The sequence below is a fragment of the Stenotrophomonas riyadhensis genome (genome assembly GCF_040256885.1).
Classification (GTDB): domain Bacteria; phylum Pseudomonadota; class Gammaproteobacteria; order Xanthomonadales; family Xanthomonadaceae; genus Stenotrophomonas; species Stenotrophomonas riyadhensis.
Map to the genome: position 1 here is coordinate 3,584,061 of NZ_CP155568.1, position 17,461 is coordinate 3,601,521.

The window sequence follows — 17,461 nt, forward strand, 5'->3', positions numbered from 1 at the left end:
CGACGGGCGCAAACCGCGTGCGGCAACCGCTCAGCGTTCGGCGATGTGCGGTTCCGGCAGCGTCTCGGTGGCCGCCACCGGTGCAGCCGCGCCCTCGCCTGCCGGCTCCTGTTCGACCGGATCGACATCGAACGGCGTGCGGAACACCAGCGACGGCAGCAGCGTGGTCAGCGCCGCATACAGCAGCAGCGCGCCGAACAGCACCGCCGGAATCTGGAAGCGCTCGCGCATGATCGCGGCCAGCACCAGGGTGAAGATCAGCGTCGGCGCCAGCGCCAGCGAGACCCGCAGGCTGCTGCGGAAGCTCTCGCCGAACATCACCCGGCGCTGCAGCCAGACCACACCGATGCGCAGCGGCAGCACCACCAGAGTGATCACGATGCCCAGCCCCAGCGCCTCGAAACTGAGTGCTTCGCTGGGCACCTTGGTGCCGGCATTGAAGAAATAGAACGGCACGAAGAACGAGGCGAACAGGCGCAGCGCGTGCAGGTTCTCATGCGAGGCCAGCAGCGGCATGCGCTGGTGCAGCAGGCGCGCGACCAGGCCGGCGATGAACGCACCGACCAGGTAGTACACGCCCAGCAGATAGGTGATGTAGGCCGCGACCATGCCCACCATCACCAGCAACGAGAACTCCGAGCCCGGCGCATGCGGCGCCACCCAGCGGCCCAGCGCGATGAACAGCAGCGGCAGGCCGATCATCATCGCCAGCAGCGCCAGGCTGGACAGCGCCATGTGGCCCGGATCACCCGCCTGCAGCACGATGAACAACGCCGCCAGCGCCAGCAGTTCGCCAGCGATGGCCTTGCTGGTCACCCAGAACCGCTCGTCCTCGCTCAGGCCCAGCCGCGACAGCGAATCCATGATGAAGCCGGTGGAAGGCGTCAGCAGCGCCAGCGCCAGCAGGCCGGCGGCCTGCCACGGCAGCCCCGCGTAGCGCCAGGCCAGCCAGCCCACACCGAACAGCGTGCCGGTACGGATCACCAGATGCGCCAGCAGCGGCCACATGCCACGGCGCAGCGCCTGCAGGTCCACTTCCAGGCCGGCGAACAGGAACAGCGAGGAAATGCCCAGCGTGGCCAGCAGACCAATCACCGCGTCGTGCGCCTGGTCGCCCAGCCAGAGCATGCCGATGATGCCGAACAGCAGGCAGGTCAGCGGCGCGGGCAGGCTGAAACGCTGCAGCGCGCGCGGGATCACCAGCAGCGCGAAGATCAGCAGCAGGTAGATCAGTTCATGGCTCATGGGGGACTTCCGTGTGGTTCGAACGCGCGCAGGATGCGCGCGCCGAACCGATCCGGCAAGCCGTTTCTGGATGACTCCCGGTTACCTCATCCGATCAGGCGATCGGCAATGCGCCCCACCTGTGCCAGCACGGTAGCGCGTTGCTCGTAGCTGATCGCACCTGCCTGCAGATAAGCCGTCAGCACCCACGGTGCGCCGCCGGCCACGGGCCACAGCACGGCGATGTCGTTGCGCGCGTCCTCGCCGTTGCTGCCGGTCTTGTCACCGACGCGCCAGCGCTTGCCCAGACCCGCGCGCAGGCAGGCGTCGCCGGTTTCGTTGTCGATCAGCCAATCGGCCAGCTGCTGCCGCGACGCCGGCTGCAGCACCTCGCCCAGCATCACGCGCTGCAGGGTCGCAGCCATTGCCGCCGGCGTGGTGGTGTCGCGCGGATCGCCCTTGGCAAAGCTGTTCAGCTCCGGCTCCAGGCGATCACTGCGGCTCACCGCATCACCGCTGGCGCGCAGGAACGCAGTCACCGCGGGCGGGCCACCGACCACGCCGAACAGCAGGTTGGCGGCGGTATTGTCGCTGGTGATGATCGTGGCACGGCACAGATCGCGCACAGTCATGTCCTTGCCGGCGTGGCGGCGGGCGACCGGCGCGTGCGAGAGAAGATCGGCATCGCGCACCGGCACGCGCGTGTCCAGCAACGCGGGCCTGCGCTCGGCCTGGCTGAGCACGGTGGCGACCAGAACGCTCTTGAACGTGCTGCACATCGGGAAACGCTCGTCCTGGCGATGACCGATGCGGCGACCGCTCGCAGTGTCCAACAGGGTCACGCCGAGGCGTCCGGCGCACGCCTTCTCCAGCGTGGCGAAGTCGGTGGCGGCGGTGAGGGCGGCATCGGTCGGTGCACTGGCGGTGGTCTTGCCCGCCGCACGGGCCAGCAACGGCAGGGCAAGCGAGGAAGCAACAGCGGCACCACTGAACTGCAGGAATCGGCGACGGGCGAGCATGCGGGGTTCTCCTGGGGACCGCCCGATTATTGAAGCCCTCCCCGGAGCCGACCAGCGCGAAATATCAGCGGAAGCCATGAACTTAATTCATGCCTGTCGTAATCAACTCGTTGAGATTTACGAAATTCCTCACTGAAGGGTAGGATCAGCCATCACCCTGGCTCACGGCTTCCCGATGCTGCACCCGACCCTGCCGCTGAACGCGCTGCGCGCCTTCGAGGCCGCTGCGCGCCACCAGAACTTCACCCGCGCCGCGCTGGAGCTGTGTGTCAGCCAGGCCGCGCTGAGCCACCAGATCCGCGGGCTGGAGGACCGGCTCGGCATCCGTCTGTTCCATCGCCTGCCGCGCGGCGTGGCGCTCACCGAGGAGGGCGCGGCGCTGTATCCAGTGCTCAATGAATCGTTCGAGCGCATCTCGGCCAGCATCGCGCGCTACACCGGTGGCCCGGCCCGTGAAGTACTGACGTTGGGCGTGGTCGGCACCTTCGCCACCGGTTGGCTGCTGCCACGGCTGGCTGCGTTCGAGGCCGCGCACCCGGACATCGAGCTGCGCCTGCAGACCCACAACAACCGCATCGATCTGGCCGGCGAGGGCCTGGACCTGGCGATCCGCTTCGGTGATGGCGACTGGCAGGGCCAGGCCTGCACGGCAATCCTCGACGCGCCGTTCGCGCCACTGTGCGCGCCGGCGCTGGCGCGGCGGCTGAAACAGCCACGCGACCTGGGCACCCTGCCGCTGCTGCGCTCCTACCGCAGCGACGAGTGGCCGCGCTGGCTGCAGGCGGCAGGAGTGAGTGGCGTGGAAGCCCGCGGGCCGGTGTTCGATTCGTCGTTGACGGTGGCGATGGCCGCGGTCGGCGGTGCCGGCGTGGCGCTGCTGCCGCTGCGCATGTTCGAGCAGGAGCTGGCCGAGGGTCGCCTGCTGCAGCCGTTCAGCACCACGCTGGAGCTGGGGCGCTACTGGCTGACGCGGCTGCGCTCGCGGGCCGAGCGTGAGCCTGCCAAACGCTTCCGCGAGTGGCTGCAGACGCAGGGCGCGTAGGTAGTGCCGGCCGCTGGCCGGCCCCCCCCTTGATCGTCGTGGGCGCATCGCGCTGCCGGCCAGCGGCCGGCACTACCGGTCAGGACTCCAGCAGTTCCATCCACGCGGCTTCGGCTTTTTCCAGCTGGGCGGCAGCGGTTTCGCGGTCACGGCCGATCACCGCCATGCGGGTGGCATCGGCGTAGTTGGCCGGGTCGGCCAGCTGGCGGTCCAGTTCGGCCAGGGCGCCTTCCAGCTCGGCCACCTTGGCTTCGGCGGCGGCCAGCTTGTGCGGGTTCACCGGCTTCTTCTGCACCACCTGCGCGACCGGTGCGGTCTTGACCACCACCGGCTCTTCCACCTGCTCCATGCGCGCCTTGGTGCCCTGCGCCTGCGGACGGGTGCGCAGCCACGCCGCGTAGGCGTCGAGGTCGCCGTCGAACGGCTCGACCACACCATCGGCCACGCGCCAGTAGGTATCGCAGACCAGGCCGATCAGGTGGCGGTCATGCGAGACCATCACGATCGCGCCCTCGAAGGTGGCCAGTGCTTCGGCCAGCGCTTCGCGCATTTCCAGGTCAAGGTGGTTGGTCGGTTCGTCCAGCAGCAGCACGTTCGGCTGCTGCCAGGCGATCAGCGCCAGCGCCAGGCGCGCGCGCTCGCCACCGGAGAAACCATCCACCGGCTCGAACGCGCGGTCGCCCGGGAAGTTCCACTTGCCGAGGAAATCGCGGAACGACTGGTTCGGTGCGTCCGGCGCGATCTCGCGGAAATGCTCCATCGGCGACTGGCCTTCGTGCAGCGACTCCACCGTGTGCTGGGCGAAGTAGCCGATCTTCAGGTCCGGGTGCGCCATGCGCTCGCCGACGATCGGCGCCAGCTCGCCTACCAGGGTCTTCACCAGGGTGGTCTTACCGGCACCGTTGGGGCCGAGCAGGCCGATGCGCTGGCCCGCTTCCAGGCCGAAGCCGACGTTGTGCAGGATCACCGCGTCCTTGCCGTAGCCAGCCTCGACGTGGTTCAGGCGGATCAGCGAGAACGGCAGCTTGGCCGGCGGCGCGAACTCGATGCGGAATTCGCGCTCGGCACGCACCGCTTCGGTGCCGGCCAGCTTGGCCAGGCGCTTCATGCGGCTCTGCGCCTGCGCGGCCTTGCTGGCCTGCGCCTTGAAGCGGTCGATGAAGCTCTGCAGGTGGGCGCGCTCGGCCTGTTCCTTCTCGTGCGCGATCTGCTGCTGGCGCAGCTGTTCGGCGCGCTGGCGCTCGAAGTCGGTGTAGCCGCCCGGGTAGAGCTTGGCGCCGCCACCGTGCAGGTGCAGGGTGTGGGTGGCCACGTTGTCGAGGAACTCGCGGTCATGCGAGATCAGCAGCAGGGTGCCGGGATACTTCAGCAGCCACTGCTCCAGCCAGTACACCGCGTCCAGATCCAGGTGGTTGGTCGGTTCGTCCAGCAGCAGCAGATCGCTGGGCATCATCAGCGCGCGTGCCAGGTTCAGGCGCACGCGCCAGCCGCCGGAGAACGAAGACACCGCGCGATGGTGGGTCTCGGCCGGGAAGCCCAGGCCATGCAGCAGCTTGCCGGCACGCGCTTCGGCGTCGTAGGCATTGAGCTCGGCCATCTTCGTATGCGCTTCGGCCACCGCTTCCCAGTCTTCGCGGGCGGTCGCCTCGGCCTCGGCAGCCAGCACCGCGGCCACCTCGATGTCGCCGCCGAGCACGAAGCTCAGCGCCGGGTCGGGCAGCGACGGGGTTTCCTGGGCAACGCTGGCGATGCGCACCTTGCCGGGCAGATCGACATCGCCCTTGTCGGCCTCCAGCTCACCCTTCACTGCCGCGAACAGGCTGGACTTGCCAGCACCGTTGCGGCCGACCACACCCACCCGGTAACCGGCGTGCAGGGTCAGGTCGACATTGGACAACAGCAGCCGCTCGCCGCGGCGCAAGGCGAAATTACGAAGGGAGATCATCGGGGGAGGCGTCCATATAACCGAATGGAATGTGCTGGTGAGCACTGTTCCTGCGACGCAATTCTAGCGTTAACGAATACTTGACGCGTCCCGGGATGCGCGGCGGCCGGCGTTCCTCTCTCCCACGTCCTCGCCGCGCGCGTCCCGGGCTCCCTCCCCCGCCAGTGCCGATCCGGGCTAAATGGTTGCTGCTGCAACGTTTTTTCCGATGACCGGCATTTGACAGGCACTGAATATCCCGTTAATTCCTGCTTTGCGCACCGCAACAACCGCCGTCCGCCTCACCCCCGTGATGTCGATTCCGGTGCCGCCCCCGCCAACCGGAGCTCCGTCCCGATGACCCGCAAGACCAGCCTGATCGCCGCCGCCGTCGCTGTCGCACTCGGTGGCTCTCCGTTCGTTGCCGCTGCCCAGCAGGCCGGCACCGCCGCCAACACCCTGGACACGGTGATCGTGACCGGTACCCGCGTGGCCGACCGCACGGTGGCCGAGTCGCAGTCGCCGATCGACATCATCACCCCCGAAGCCCTGCAGTCCACCGGTACCAGTGAGCTGGCCACCGCACTGTCGCGCGCCCTGCCCTCACTGAACTTCCCGCGCCCGGCGCTGACCGACGGCACCAGCGGTGTGCGCCCGGCGCAGCTGCGTGGCCTGTCGCCGGACCAGGTGCTGGTGCTGGTCAACGGCAAGCGCCGCCACACCTCGGCGATGATCAACGTCAACGGCAGCATCGGCCGTGGCTCGTCGGCGGTGGACATCAACGCGATCCCGATCGCTGCCATCGAGCGCGTGGAAGTGCTGCGCGACGGCGCGTCGGCGCAGTACGGCTCGGATGCCATCGCCGGCGTCATCAACATCGTGCTCAAGGGCAGCGGCCGCGGCGGCAGCCTGGCGGTGGACTACGGCCAGTATTCGGCCGGTGACGGCAACAAGTACCAGCTGTCCGGCGACACCGGCGTCGAGTTCGGCAATGGCCGCGGCCGCGTGCACGTGGCCGGCCAGATCAGCCAGCAGGACGAGAGCAACCGCGCCGGCCCGTACCGCGGCACCACCCCCAACACCGGCAATTTCCCCAGCATCGGCCAGACCACCTTCATCGTCGGCGACCCGCGCGTGGATGCCACCGCCGCCTCGGCCAACGCCAGCTTCGACTTCAGCGACCACGTGACCGGCTACGCCAGCGCGCTGCTGAGCAACCGCGACATCACTTCGTTCGCGTTCTACCGCTCGCGCAACCACAACGGGCAGAGCGCGCTGCTGGCGCAGACCTACCCGGACGGCTTCGTGCCGGAGATCAACCAGTACTCCAAGGACCGCTCGCTGGTGGCCGGGGTCAAGGGCAACACCGACAACGGCTGGACCTGGGACCTGAGCCTGAACCATGGCGAGAACACCCTGGACTTCCACACCCGCAACAGCATCAACTACAGCCTGGGTGCAACCAGCCCGCGCTCGTTCTACGACGGCACGCTGAAGTACCAGCAGGACATCTTCAATGCCGACCTGACCAAGTCGCTGGACTGGGGCCTGGCCTATCCGGTCACGCTGTCCTTCGGCGGTGAGTACCGCAAGGAGAAGTGGGACCAGAAGCCAGGCGAACTGAACTCGTACACCGGCAGTGGCGCGCAGGGCTTCGGTGGCTTCACCCCGACCAATGAAGTGCATGCCGACCGCCACAACTACGCGGTCTACGCCGGCCTGGAAGCGGACCTGACCGAGAAGTTCTCGGCCGGCATCACCGGCCGCTACGAGGACTACTCGGACTTCGGCGACCGCTTCTCCGGCAAGCTGTCGGCGCGCTACGCATTCACCGACAAGGTCGCGCTGCGGGCCACCGCCTCCAGCGGCTTCCGCGCACCGTCGCTGGCGCAGCAGGGCTACCAGGCGGTCACCAGCCAGTTCACCAACGGCGTGTTCGTCGAGCGCGGCACCTTCCCCACCACCAGCCAGGCCGCACAGGCACTGGGCGCCTCGCCGCTGAAGGCCGAGACCTCTACCTCCTACAGCGTGGGCCTGGTGCTGCAGCCGGTCGACCGCCTGTACATCACTGTCGACGCCTACCAGATCGACATCGATGACCGTATCGCGCTGTCGTCCAGCATCACCACCAATGACGCCAGCAGCGCGTTGCTGACCAGCCTGGGCCTGCCGCAGGTGACCGCGTTCTCGTACTTCACCAACGGCCTCGATACGCGCACCCGCGGTGTCGATTTCGTGTCCAGCTACACGGTGCCCTTCAGCGCCAGCAGCCTGGAACTGACCGCCGCGTACAGCTACAACGACACCGAAGTACGCCGCGTTGGCGGTACCCCGGCGGTGTTCGGCACGCTGGGCCTGAACCAGTCGCTGATCGGCCGCGATGAGATCGGCCGCATCGAGGACAGCTATCCGCGCGACAAGGCGATCCTGAGCGGCACCTGGCGTTCGGACCACTGGGAACTGGGCCTGGCCGCGACCCGCTACGGCAAGTTCACCGTGCGCAACTCGGCCACCGCACTGCGCGACCAGACCTATGGCGACGCCTGGGTGGTGGATGCCTCGGCCAGCTACAAGCCGAGCAGCAACTGGACCCTGACCGTGGGCGCCGACAACCTGCTGGACAAGTATCCGGACCGCACCGAAGACCTGCAGAACTCCACCTTCGGCATGCTGCCGTACAGCAACTACTCACCGTTCGGCTTCAACGGCGCGTACGTGTACGGCCGGGTCAAGTACACCTGGTAAGCGGTATCGGTAGCGCCGGGCCATGCCCGGCGCCGCTCTGGTAGTGCCGGCCGCTGGCCGGCAATCCCCTGGTGGGGTCAGATCCCTTTTCCTTCGGGAAAAGGGATCTGACCCCAATCGCATTTAAGGTTTGCCGTATCTGGCCTCATCGGTGAAAATCGGGATACCCCCGATTTCCTGCGAGTGCCGATGCACCATGACACCGACCTGATCAACATCGTTGCCGTTGGCCTCGGGCTCGCCTTCATCTTCGGCGCACTGGCCAACAAGCTCCGCTTGTCTCCCCTGGTCGGTTACCTGGTTGCTGGCATCTGCGTAGGCCCGTTCACTCCCGGCTTCGTTGCCGACCAGGCGCTGGCCAACCAGCTGGCCGAGCTGGGCGTGATGCTGCTGATGTTCGGCGTCGGCCTGCACTTCTCGCTGAAGGACCTGATGGCGGTCAAGGCCATCGCCATCCCCGGTGCCATCGGCCAGATCGCGGTCGCTACCCTGCTCGGCTGGGGCGTAGCCTCGCTGATGGGCTGGCCCGCCATCCATGGCGTCATCTTCGGTTTCTCGCTGGCCACCGCCAGTACCGTGGTACTGCTGCGGGCGATGGAGGAACGCCGCCTGCTGGAAACCATGCGCGGCAAGATCGCGGTCGGCTGGCTGATCGTGGAAGACCTGGCCTGTGTGCTGGCGCTGGTGATGATGCCGGTGATGGCCGGTGTCTTCGGCCCCGACGCGGCCAAGGAATCGCACTCGCTGGGCAGCGTGCTGGCCGACATCGGCTGGACCTTCGTGCAGCTGGGCCTGTTCGTGGCGGTGATGCTGGTGGTCGGGCGCCGGGTCATTCCGTGGATCCTCGAACGCATCGCCGGTACCGGCTCGCGCGAGCTGTTCACCCTGTCGGTGCTGGCGATCGCGCTGGGCGTGGCATTCGGCTCGGCGATGCTGTTCGGCGTCTCGTTCGCGCTGGGCGCGTTCTTCGCCGGCATGCTGCTCAACGAATCGGAGCTGAGCCACAAGGCCGCGCATGATTCACTGCCGCTGCGCGATGCGTTCGCGGTGCTGTTCTTCGTCTCGGTGGGCATGCTGTTCGATCCGAACATCCTCATCCAGCACCCGTGGCAGGTGCTGGCCACGGTGCTGATCATCATGTTCGGCAAGTCGGCGGCGGCGTTCTTCATCGTGCGCGCCTTCGGCCACCCGACCAGCACCGCGCTGACCATCTCGGCCAGCCTGGCGCAGATCGGCGAATTCGCCTTCATCATCGCCGGCCTCGGCGTGGCGCTGCAGATCCTGCCGAAGGAAGGCCAATCGCTGGTACTGGCCGGTGCGCTGGTGTCGATCATGCTCAACCCGCTGGTATTCGGGCTGCTGGACCGTTGGCAGGCCAAGCAGGAACAGCAGCCGCAGCCGGCCGAGCCGGAAGAGGCCATCGGCCCATCGCGTGATCTGAACGGGCACGCGATCGTGATCGGCTACGGCCGGGTCGGCAGCGAGCTGGCACAGGTGCTGCGCGATCGCGGCGTGCCGGTGCTGGTGATCGATGACAACAAGGAACATGTCGAGCAGGCGCACGCCAAGGGCCTGGCGGCGATCCGTGGCAGTGCTGCCGCCGACCGGGTGCTGGCCGAGGCCCATCCGGAGCGCGCGAAGATTGCGGTGCTGGCGATTCCACAGCCACTGGAGGCCGGTGAGGCGCTGGCCAAGCTGCGGGCGATCAACCCGGAGCTGACGCTGCTGGCGCGTGCGCACAGCGATGCGGAGGTGAAGCATCTGCTGGAACACGGTGCGGATGGCACGGTGATGGCCGAGCGTGAGCTGGCGTACTCGCTGGCGGAGATGGTGATGTCCACGCCGCCGTATCGCGGGCTGGGACAGCACAGTATTCCGGTGGTGTGAGGGGTGTGGGTGCGGCAGGGCTTGCAGCCCTGCACCTGCTGAAGCAACGTCAACGACAAAAGCAAAAGCTGGCATTCCGTGGGATGGCGGGGGGGGGCCGGTGGCGGGAGACGCCGTAAACCCTTCCATGGGGGCTTGGCCGCGGCATCCATGCCGCGGACACTCCCGCCACCGGACCCACCCCGCCTTCGACAATTTCCTGCGGCTGTTGGTAGGTGTCGACCTTGGTCGACACGGCGGTGCATGGGGTCAGATCCGTTTTCCGCAGGAAAACGGATCTGACCCGGAAACAAAAGAATCCCCGGTCGACCCGCATCGACCGGGGATCTGGATCGCCACGTTGCCACACCTTGGAGAGGCAGTTCCACCGTAGCGCATCGCGGCGTGCGTGGTGATCGCCTGTGGCGATGACGACCAAGCGTGCGGCTATCAGGCGCCGGCCAGGGCCTGTTCCAGGTCGGCGCGCAGGTCGCCGATGTGCTCGATGCCGATCGACAGCCGCACCGTGTCTTCGCTGACGCCGGCCTTGGCCAGTTCGGCGGCGTCCAGCTGGCGATGGGTGGTCGAGGCGGGATGGGTGGCCAGTGACTTCGCGTCGCCCAGGTTGACCAGGCGGGTGAACAGCTTCAGTGCATCGAGGAAGCGTGCGCCGGCTTCACGGCCGCCCGGCAGGCCGAAGGTCAGTACGCCCGAGCCGTGCCCGCCCAGGTAGCGCTGCGCGGCGGCGTGCTCGGGGTCGTCGGCCAGTCCGGCGTAGCGCACCCAGGCCACCTTTGCGTGTGACTTCAGGAACTGCGCGACGGCCAGTGCGTTGGCGTTGATGCGTTCCATGCGCAGCGCCAGGGTCTCGATGCCCTGCAGGATCAGGAACGCGTTGAACGGTGACAGCGCCGCGCCGGTATTGCGCAGCGGCACCACCCGCGCGCGGCCGATGTAGGCCGCTGGCCCCAGCGCTTCGGTATAGACCACGCCGTGGTAGCTGGGGTCGGGCTGGTTGAGCCGCGCGAAGCGCTGGGGTTGTGCAGCCCAGTCGAAGCGGCCGGAATCGACGATCGCGCCGCCCAGGCTGTTGCCGTGGCCGCCAAGGTACTTGGTCAGCGAATGCACCACGATGTCGGCGCCGTGCTCGAACGGGCGCAGCAGGAACGGGGTGGCCACCGTGTTGTCGACGATCAGCGGCACGCCGGCGGCATGCGCGACCTCGGCGATGGCGGCGATGTCGGTGACGTTGCCACGCGGGTTGCCGATCGATTCGACGAACACGGCCTTCGTGCGTTCATCGATCAACGCGGCGAACGCGGACGGATCGGCCGGGTCGGCGAAGCGCGCCTGGATGCCGTACTGCGGCAGGGTGTGCGCCAGCAGGTTGAGGCTGCCGCCATACAGCGCACTGGAGGCGACGATGTTGTCGCCCGCCTCGGCGATGGTCTGGATGGCATAGGTGATGGCCGCCTGCCCCGAGGCCAGCGCCAGCGCACCGATGCCGCCTTCCAGCGCGGCCAGGCGCTGCTCCAGTACGTCGGTGGTGGGGTTCATGATGCGCGTGTAGATGTTGCCCGGCACCTTCAGATCGAACAGGTCGGCACCGTGCTGGGTGTCATCGAAGGCATAGGCCACGGTCTGGTAGATCGGTACCGCCACCGCACGTGTGGTCGGGTCGGGACGGTAGCCGCCGTGCACGGCCAGGGTTTCCAGTTGCCACTGCGGGTCGCTCATTGCACCAGGCCCCATCCGGGGAAACCGCCACCATAGGCCAGCCGGGAGCATCCGCTGAGAGCCGCTGGCGATGACGCCAGTACCACCGGTTATCAGGTTGGCCACGATTCAGGCAGCCGTCATGGGCCATTGCTAGGCTTCGCCACCGGGCGCCCCTGCCCGGGCACGGAGGCCCAACGCGCATGCAGCCATCCCCTTGGACACCCACCGCCAGCGGTACGCCGACCCCGGTCCTGCTGGTGGAGGACGACCGCCGCCTGGCAGAGCTGGTCAGCGACTATCTCCACGAACATGGCTTCGCCGTGCAGCATGTGGCCCGTGGCGACCTGGCCGGTGCCGCCTGCCGCCAGCACGCGCCGGAACTGGTGGTGCTGGACCTGATGCTGCCCGGCCTGGGCGGCATCGACGTGTGCCGGCAGATCCGCAGCTTCTCCGATGTGCCGATCCTGATGCTGACGGCCTGCGAGGACGACATCGAGCAGGTGCTCGGCCTGGAATCGGGCGCCGACGACTATGTGCACAAGCCGATCGAGCCGCGCCTGCTGCTGGCTCGCCTGCGCGCCCTGCTGCGCCGCCGCCATGGCAGCAGCAACACCGGCACCCCCTGCCGCCTGATGCACGGCGAGCTGCTGATCGACCGCATGCAGCGCGAGGTGCACCTGCACGGCCAGCCGGTGGACATGGGCACCACCGAATTCGAGATCCTGTGGCTGCTGGCCAGCCAGCCGGGGCAGATCCTCTCGCGTGACCAGATCCTGCAGGCGGTGCGCGGCATCGGCTTCGACGGGTTGGACCGCAGTGTCGATGTCAGCATCGGCAAGCTGCGCCGCAAGCTGGGGGATGACGCGCGCGAACCGCGGCGGATCAAGACGGTGTGGGGCCGCGGCTACCAGTTCAATCCCTCGTCCTGGTCGGCATGAAGCGGCTGTTCCTGCGCCTGTGGCTGGTGGTCGGCGCGAGCTTCCTGATCACCCTGCTGCTGATCAACGTGATCTTCGATCGCATCTACCTGCCGTTCCAGCAGCGTGTATTCGCAGAGCAGGTGCGCGGCCAGTTGTATGCATTGCGGCAGGGGCTGGACGGAAAGGACTCCGCCGCCCAGCAGGACCAGCTGGCGCAATGGCAACCCCACTATGGCATTGCACTGGCACTGCTGCCGTCAGCGCCGGCCCTCGAGGCCGGCGAACAGGAACAGCTGCGGCGCAACGGGCTCATCTCCCGGCAGAAGTTCGAGATCGTACTGGCGCCGCTTGATCCACTGCATCCCGATGGCCCCTGGCTGCGCCTGCACCTGCCAGGCGAGCCGTCGATGACCCTCTATCTCACCCTGATCGCCTATTCGGTGATGCTGGCCCTGTTCGGGCTGTGCCTGTACGCCTGGGTGCGCCTGCTCTGGCGCGATCTGGACGCTCTGCGCGAGCATGCCGACCGCATCGGCGCCGGCGATCTACAGGCACGCGCGCAGGTCTCGCCGCGCTCGCAGATCCGGGTCATCGTCGACCATTCCAACCGCATGGCCGCACGCGTGGCCGAGCTGGTGCAGCGCCAGCGCGACCTGACCCATGCGATCTCGCACGAACTGCGTACCCCCATCGCACGCGTGGCCTTCGGCCTGGACCTGATGCAGGACAGCGATGATCGCGATCGCCGCGCACGGCTGGCCCAGGGCCTGCATGGCGACCTGGCCGAACTCAACCGGCTGGTCAGCGAACTGTTGGCCTATGAACGCCTGGAACACCCCAGCGACGGCGAGCCTCTGCAACGCATCGAGGCCAATGACTGGCTGCAGGACTGCCTGGCCGATGCGCGACGCGACGCGGAACGGACCGGACTTGTCGTGCGCGTGCAGCCCAGTGCGTTGCCGCGGGTGGATGCCGAACCGCGGCTGCTGCAGCTGGCGCTGAGCAACCTGGTCGGCAACGCACTGCGTCATGCGCATTCGCAGGTCGAAGTCTCACTGGTTGGTGTGGGTGGCCGCGCCTGCCTGCGCGTGGATGATGACGGCCCGGGCATCGCCGAGGCCGACCACGAAAAAGTGATGCGCCCGTTCACCCGCCTGGATGACAGCCGCAGCCGCGATACCGGCGGCTTCGGCCTGGGCCTGGCCATCGTCAACCGCATTGCAGCCCGCCACGGCGGCGAGCTGCGCATCAGCCGCGCCACGCTGGGCGGCGCGCGCCTGGAAATGCACTGGCCGCTGGCTGCCAGCTGAACGCCTACGGGCGCGATTACAGTTGATTACAACTCCCGCACAACTGCGGACGGATCGGTCGCCGGCATATCGCCACGCTGGCGACCCTGCAGCACACGCCGGATGCGCGTGCTGCACTCCTCCCATTGTCGAGAGTGCCCATGTCCCAGCGTCACCGTTCCCCGTCCCTGCTCTGCCTGGCCCTGCTGCCCCTGTTCGCCGCGCCGATCGCCCATGCCAAGGATGATCACTGGACCTTCGAAGTCGCCGCCGGTGGTGGCGTGACCCCGCGCTACAGCGGCAGCGAGGACTATCGTGCGACGCCATCGCTGTCCTTCGATGTCACCTCGCCGGGGGGATGGTTTCTTGGCACCAGTGGCATCGGCTGGGGCACCTCCATCGGCGAGCACACCCGCGTACGGGCCTACGTCGGCGCCAGCGGCATCCGCAAGGACAAGGACTCCCTGCTCGGCGGTTCGGATTTCCTGCGCGGCATGGGTGATATCGATACCCGTCCCCTGGTCGGCGTCTCGGCTGGTTATACGCTGGGCGAAGCCGTGCTGAGTGGCGCCTGGCAGTTCACCCGCAAGGACGAGGACAAGGCCGAGAACGGCCTGGCCACCCAGCAGATCCACCTGAACCTGACGATGCCGCTGTTCGACCTGGCCGGCGGCGTGGTCAGCGGCAGCGTGTCCACCGACTACGGCAACCGTGGCTACATGCAGACCTGGTACGGCGTCAGCCCGGAACAGGCGGCGCGCACCGGCTTTGCCCAGCACACGCCGAAAGCCGGCCTGGTCAGTGCCGGTCTTGGCCTGAAATGGAGCCACCGCGTGGGCCGCAACGGCAACTGGTACATCTCGGCCGAGGGCACGCGACTGCTTGGCGACGCCGCCGACAGCCCGATCGTGCAGAAGCCCAACCAGTTCGGCCTGATGAGCGGCTACACGCACCGCTTCTGAGTGGGCGCCGGGCATGGCCCGGCGTACTCCGCAGGAAACGGGGCGCCGCGATCAGGCAGCGCCCCGTGTGAATCACGCCTTGGCGAACACCAGGTGGCCGCCGTCGTTGCCGACTTCGATGGTGTCGCCGTTGGCGAAGGCACCGGACAGGATCTTCTGCGCCAGCGGGTTCTCCAGCTGCGCCTGGATCGCGCGCTTCAACGGGCGTGCGCCATACACCGGATCGAAACCGACGTTGCCAAGCAGGTCGAACGCTGCATCGGACACCACCAGCTTCAAGCCACGCTCGGCCAGCCGCTTTTCCAGGCCACGCATCTGGATGCGCGCGATCTGCTTGATCTGCTGCTTGTCCAGCGGGTGGAACACCACGATATCGTCCAGGCGGTTGATGAACTCCGGACGGAAGTGCGCCTGCACCACGCCCATCACCGCCGCCTTCATCTGCGTGTAGGCCTCCGGGCTGTCATCAGCGCTCATGTCCTGGATCTGGTGCGAACCCAGGTTCGAGGTCATCACGATGACGGTGTTGCGGAAGTCCACGGTGCGGCCCTGGCCATCGGTCAGGCGGCCATCGTCCAGTACCTGCAGCAGGATGTTGAACACATCCGGATGCGCCTTCTCCACTTCGTCCAGCAGGATCAGCGAGTACGGACGGCGACGCACGGCCTCGGTCAGGTAGCCACCCTCTTCGTAACCGACGTAGCCCGGGGGCGCACCGATCAGGCGGGCGACGCTGTGCTTCTCCATGAATTCGCTCATGTCGATGCGGATCATCGCGTCGGCACTGTCGAACAGGAACTCGGCCAGCGACTTGCACAGCTCGGTCTTGCCGACGCCGGTCGGGCCGAGGAACAGGAACGAACCGGCCGGGCGATTCGGATCGGACAGGCCCGCACGCGAACGGCGCACCGCATCGGAGACGACCTTGATCGCTTCCTCCTGGCCGACCACGCGGTTGTGCAGCACCTCTTCCATCCGCAGCAGCTTGTCGCGCTCACCTTCGAGCATCTTGTTGACCGGAATGCCGGTCCAGCGCGACACGACCTCGGCGATCTCCTCGTCGGTGACCCGGTCCTGCACCAGCTTGAAGTCCCTGTGTTCGGCTTCCTGCGCGGCGGCCAGCTGTTTTTCCAGCTGCGGCAGCAGGCCGTACTGGATCTCGCTCATCTTGGCGAAATCCTGGCGGCGCTGCGCGGCTTCCAGCTCCAGCTTGGCCTGCTCGACCTGCTCCTTGATCTTGGTCGCGCCCTGCAGCGCGGCCTTCTCCGACTTCCAGATTTCATTGAGGTCGGAGAACTCGCGCTCCAGCGCCTCGATGTCGTTCTCCAGATCGGCCAGGCGCTGCCGCGAGGCCTCGTCCTTTTCCTTCTTCAGCATCTCGCGCTGGATCTTCAGTTGGATCACCCGGCGTTCCAGGCGGTCCAGCTCCTCCGGCTTGGAGTCGATCTCCATGCGCAGGCGCGAAGCGGCCTCGTCCATCAGGTCGATGGCCTTGTCCGGCAGCTGGCGGTCGGTGATGTAGCGGTTGGACAGCGTGGCGGCGGCGACGATGGCCGGGTCGGTGATCTCCACGCCATGGTGCAGCGCGTACTTTTCCTTCAGGCCGCGCAGGATGGCGATGGTGTCCTCCACCGACGGCTCACCAACGAAGACCTTCTGGAAGCGGCGCTCCAGCGCGGCATCCTTCTCGATGTACTTGCGGTACTCGTCCAGCGTGGTCGCGCCGATGCAATGCAGCTCACCGCGTGCCAGCGCCGGCTTCAGCATGTTGCCGGCATCCATCGCGCCATCGGCCTTGCCGGCGCCGACCATGGTGTGCAGTTCGTCGATGAACAGGATGATCTGGCCCTCGTTCTTGGCCAGGTCGTTGAGCACGCCCTTGAGGCGCTCCTCGAATTCGCCGCGGAACTTGGCCCCGGCAATCAGCGCGCCCATGTCCAGCGACAGCACGCGCTTGCCGCGCAGGCCCTCGGGCACTTCGTCGTTGATGATGCGCTGGGCCAGGCCTTCCACGATCGCGGTCTTGCCCACGCCGGGTTCGCCGATCAGCACCGGGTTGTTCTTGGTCCGGCGCTGCAGCACCTGGATGGTGCGGCGGATTTCCTCGTCACGGCCGATCACCGGATCGAGCTTGCCGCTCTCGGCACGCGCGGTCAGGTCGATGGTGTACTTCTCCAGCGCCTGCCGCTGTTCCTCGGCATTCTCCGACTGCACGTTCTCGCCGCCACGCAGCTTGTCGATCGCGGCCTGCAGGCGGGTCTTGTCGGCACCGGCGGCGCGCAGCGCCATGCCCAGCGTGCCACTGTCTTCCAGCGCCGCCAGCACGAACCACTCGCTGGCGATGAAAGCATCGCCGTTCTGCTGGGCCAGCTTGTCAGTCTGGTTCAGCAGACGCCCCAGGTCATTGCCCATCGAGACGTTGCCGGCCTGGCCGGACACCTTGGGCAGTGCATCCAGCGCCTCGGTCAGGCGCTCGCGCAGGACCGGCACGTTCACCCCCGCCTGGGCCAGCAGCGGGCGCGTGCTGCCGCCCTGCTGGTCCAGCAACGCGCTGAACAGGTGAACCGGTTCGATGATGCTGTTGTCGCGGCCTACGGCCAGCGACTGTGCGTCTGCCAGCGCCTGCTGGAAACGCGAGGTGAGCTTGTCCATCCGCATTGCGAAACCTCATCGGTCATCAGGGCCGGCCCGCGCCGGCGATGCTGGAAAGATGCGGTTGCCCCACCCCGTTTCAAGGGTGACTGCGACTGC

At 67.4% G+C, this 17,461-nt stretch carries 11 protein-coding genes; 6 read left to right on the forward strand and 5 right to left on the reverse strand.

Features of this window, described 5'->3' with window-relative positions; translation table 11 throughout:
- Window positions 1-30: 30 nt before the first annotated feature.
- A complete protein-coding gene (locus SriyCCGPB3_RS16670; protein ID WP_110713308.1) occupies window positions 31-1,245 on the reverse strand; it encodes a cation:proton antiporter in 1,215 nt (404 codons plus the stop codon).
- 86 nt (window positions 1,246-1,331) lie between these two features.
- The gene (gene blaL2, locus SriyCCGPB3_RS16675) at window positions 1,332-2,243 is read right to left on the reverse strand and encodes a L2 family extended-spectrum class A beta-lactamase (RefSeq protein WP_350259512.1); all 912 of its coding nucleotides are present in this window, start codon (window positions 2,241-2,243) and stop codon (window positions 1,332-1,334) included.
- A gap of 175 nt (window positions 2,244-2,418) precedes the next feature.
- Here blaL2 and ampR point away from each other — a divergent pair, with 175 nt between their 5' ends.
- Window positions 2,419-3,285, forward strand: a complete 867-nt coding sequence (gene ampR / locus SriyCCGPB3_RS16680) for a LysR family transcriptional regulator AmpR (RefSeq protein WP_350259513.1) — start codon at window positions 2,419-2,421, stop codon at window positions 3,283-3,285.
- Between the two features lie 79 nt (window positions 3,286-3,364).
- Here ampR and SriyCCGPB3_RS16685 read toward each other — a convergent pair whose 3' ends face one another.
- Window positions 3,365-5,230, reverse strand: coding sequence for an ABC-F family ATP-binding cassette domain-containing protein (locus tag SriyCCGPB3_RS16685; protein ID WP_043400521.1), 1,866 nt, complete (start codon window positions 5,228-5,230; stop codon window positions 3,365-3,367).
- Window positions 5,231-5,566: 336 nt separating this feature from the next.
- Here SriyCCGPB3_RS16685 and SriyCCGPB3_RS16690 point away from each other — a divergent pair, with 336 nt between their 5' ends.
- Both SriyCCGPB3_RS16690 and ybaL read left to right on the forward strand, forming a co-directional pair.
- Complete coding sequence (locus SriyCCGPB3_RS16690; RefSeq protein ID WP_350259514.1) at window positions 5,567-7,954, forward strand: TonB-dependent receptor plug domain-containing protein; 2,388 nt, start codon at window positions 5,567-5,569, stop codon at window positions 7,952-7,954.
- Between the two features lie 189 nt (window positions 7,955-8,143).
- Complete coding sequence (ybaL, locus tag SriyCCGPB3_RS16695; protein WP_088026892.1) at window positions 8,144-9,841, forward strand: YbaL family putative K(+) efflux transporter; 1,698 nt, start codon at window positions 8,144-8,146, stop codon at window positions 9,839-9,841.
- 429 nt (window positions 9,842-10,270) lie between these two features.
- On the opposite strand, the gene SriyCCGPB3_RS16700 is transcribed toward ybaL, so the two are convergent.
- A complete protein-coding gene (locus tag SriyCCGPB3_RS16700) occupies window positions 10,271-11,557 on the reverse strand; it encodes an O-acetylhomoserine aminocarboxypropyltransferase/cysteine synthase family protein (protein ID WP_032128543.1) in 1,287 nt (428 codons plus the stop codon).
- Window positions 11,558-11,739: 182 nt separating this feature from the next.
- Here SriyCCGPB3_RS16700 and SriyCCGPB3_RS16705 point away from each other — a divergent pair, with 182 nt between their 5' ends.
- The 3 genes from SriyCCGPB3_RS16705 (at window position 11,740) to SriyCCGPB3_RS16715 (ending at window position 14,710) form a co-directional block, all read left to right on the forward strand.
- Entirely contained in the window at window positions 11,740-12,477 is a 738-nt protein-coding gene (locus tag SriyCCGPB3_RS16705) for a response regulator transcription factor (protein WP_049461520.1), read from the forward strand.
- Window positions 12,474-13,769 (forward strand): ATP-binding protein, encoded by a 1,296-nt coding sequence (locus SriyCCGPB3_RS16710; protein WP_164162901.1) that lies wholly within the window; start codon window positions 12,474-12,476, stop codon window positions 13,767-13,769. Before SriyCCGPB3_RS16705 ends, SriyCCGPB3_RS16710 begins: the two co-directional genes overlap by 4 nt.
- Before the next feature lie 140 nt (window positions 13,770-13,909).
- Window positions 13,910-14,710, forward strand: a complete 801-nt coding sequence (locus SriyCCGPB3_RS16715) for a MipA/OmpV family protein (protein WP_153855699.1) — start codon at window positions 13,910-13,912, stop codon at window positions 14,708-14,710.
- Between the two features lie 72 nt (window positions 14,711-14,782).
- On the opposite strand, the gene clpB is transcribed toward SriyCCGPB3_RS16715, so the two are convergent.
- Window positions 14,783-17,368, reverse strand: coding sequence for an ATP-dependent chaperone ClpB (gene clpB / locus SriyCCGPB3_RS16720; RefSeq protein ID WP_248858187.1), 2,586 nt, complete (start codon window positions 17,366-17,368; stop codon window positions 14,783-14,785).
- Between the last annotated feature and the right edge of the window lie 93 nt (window positions 17,369-17,461).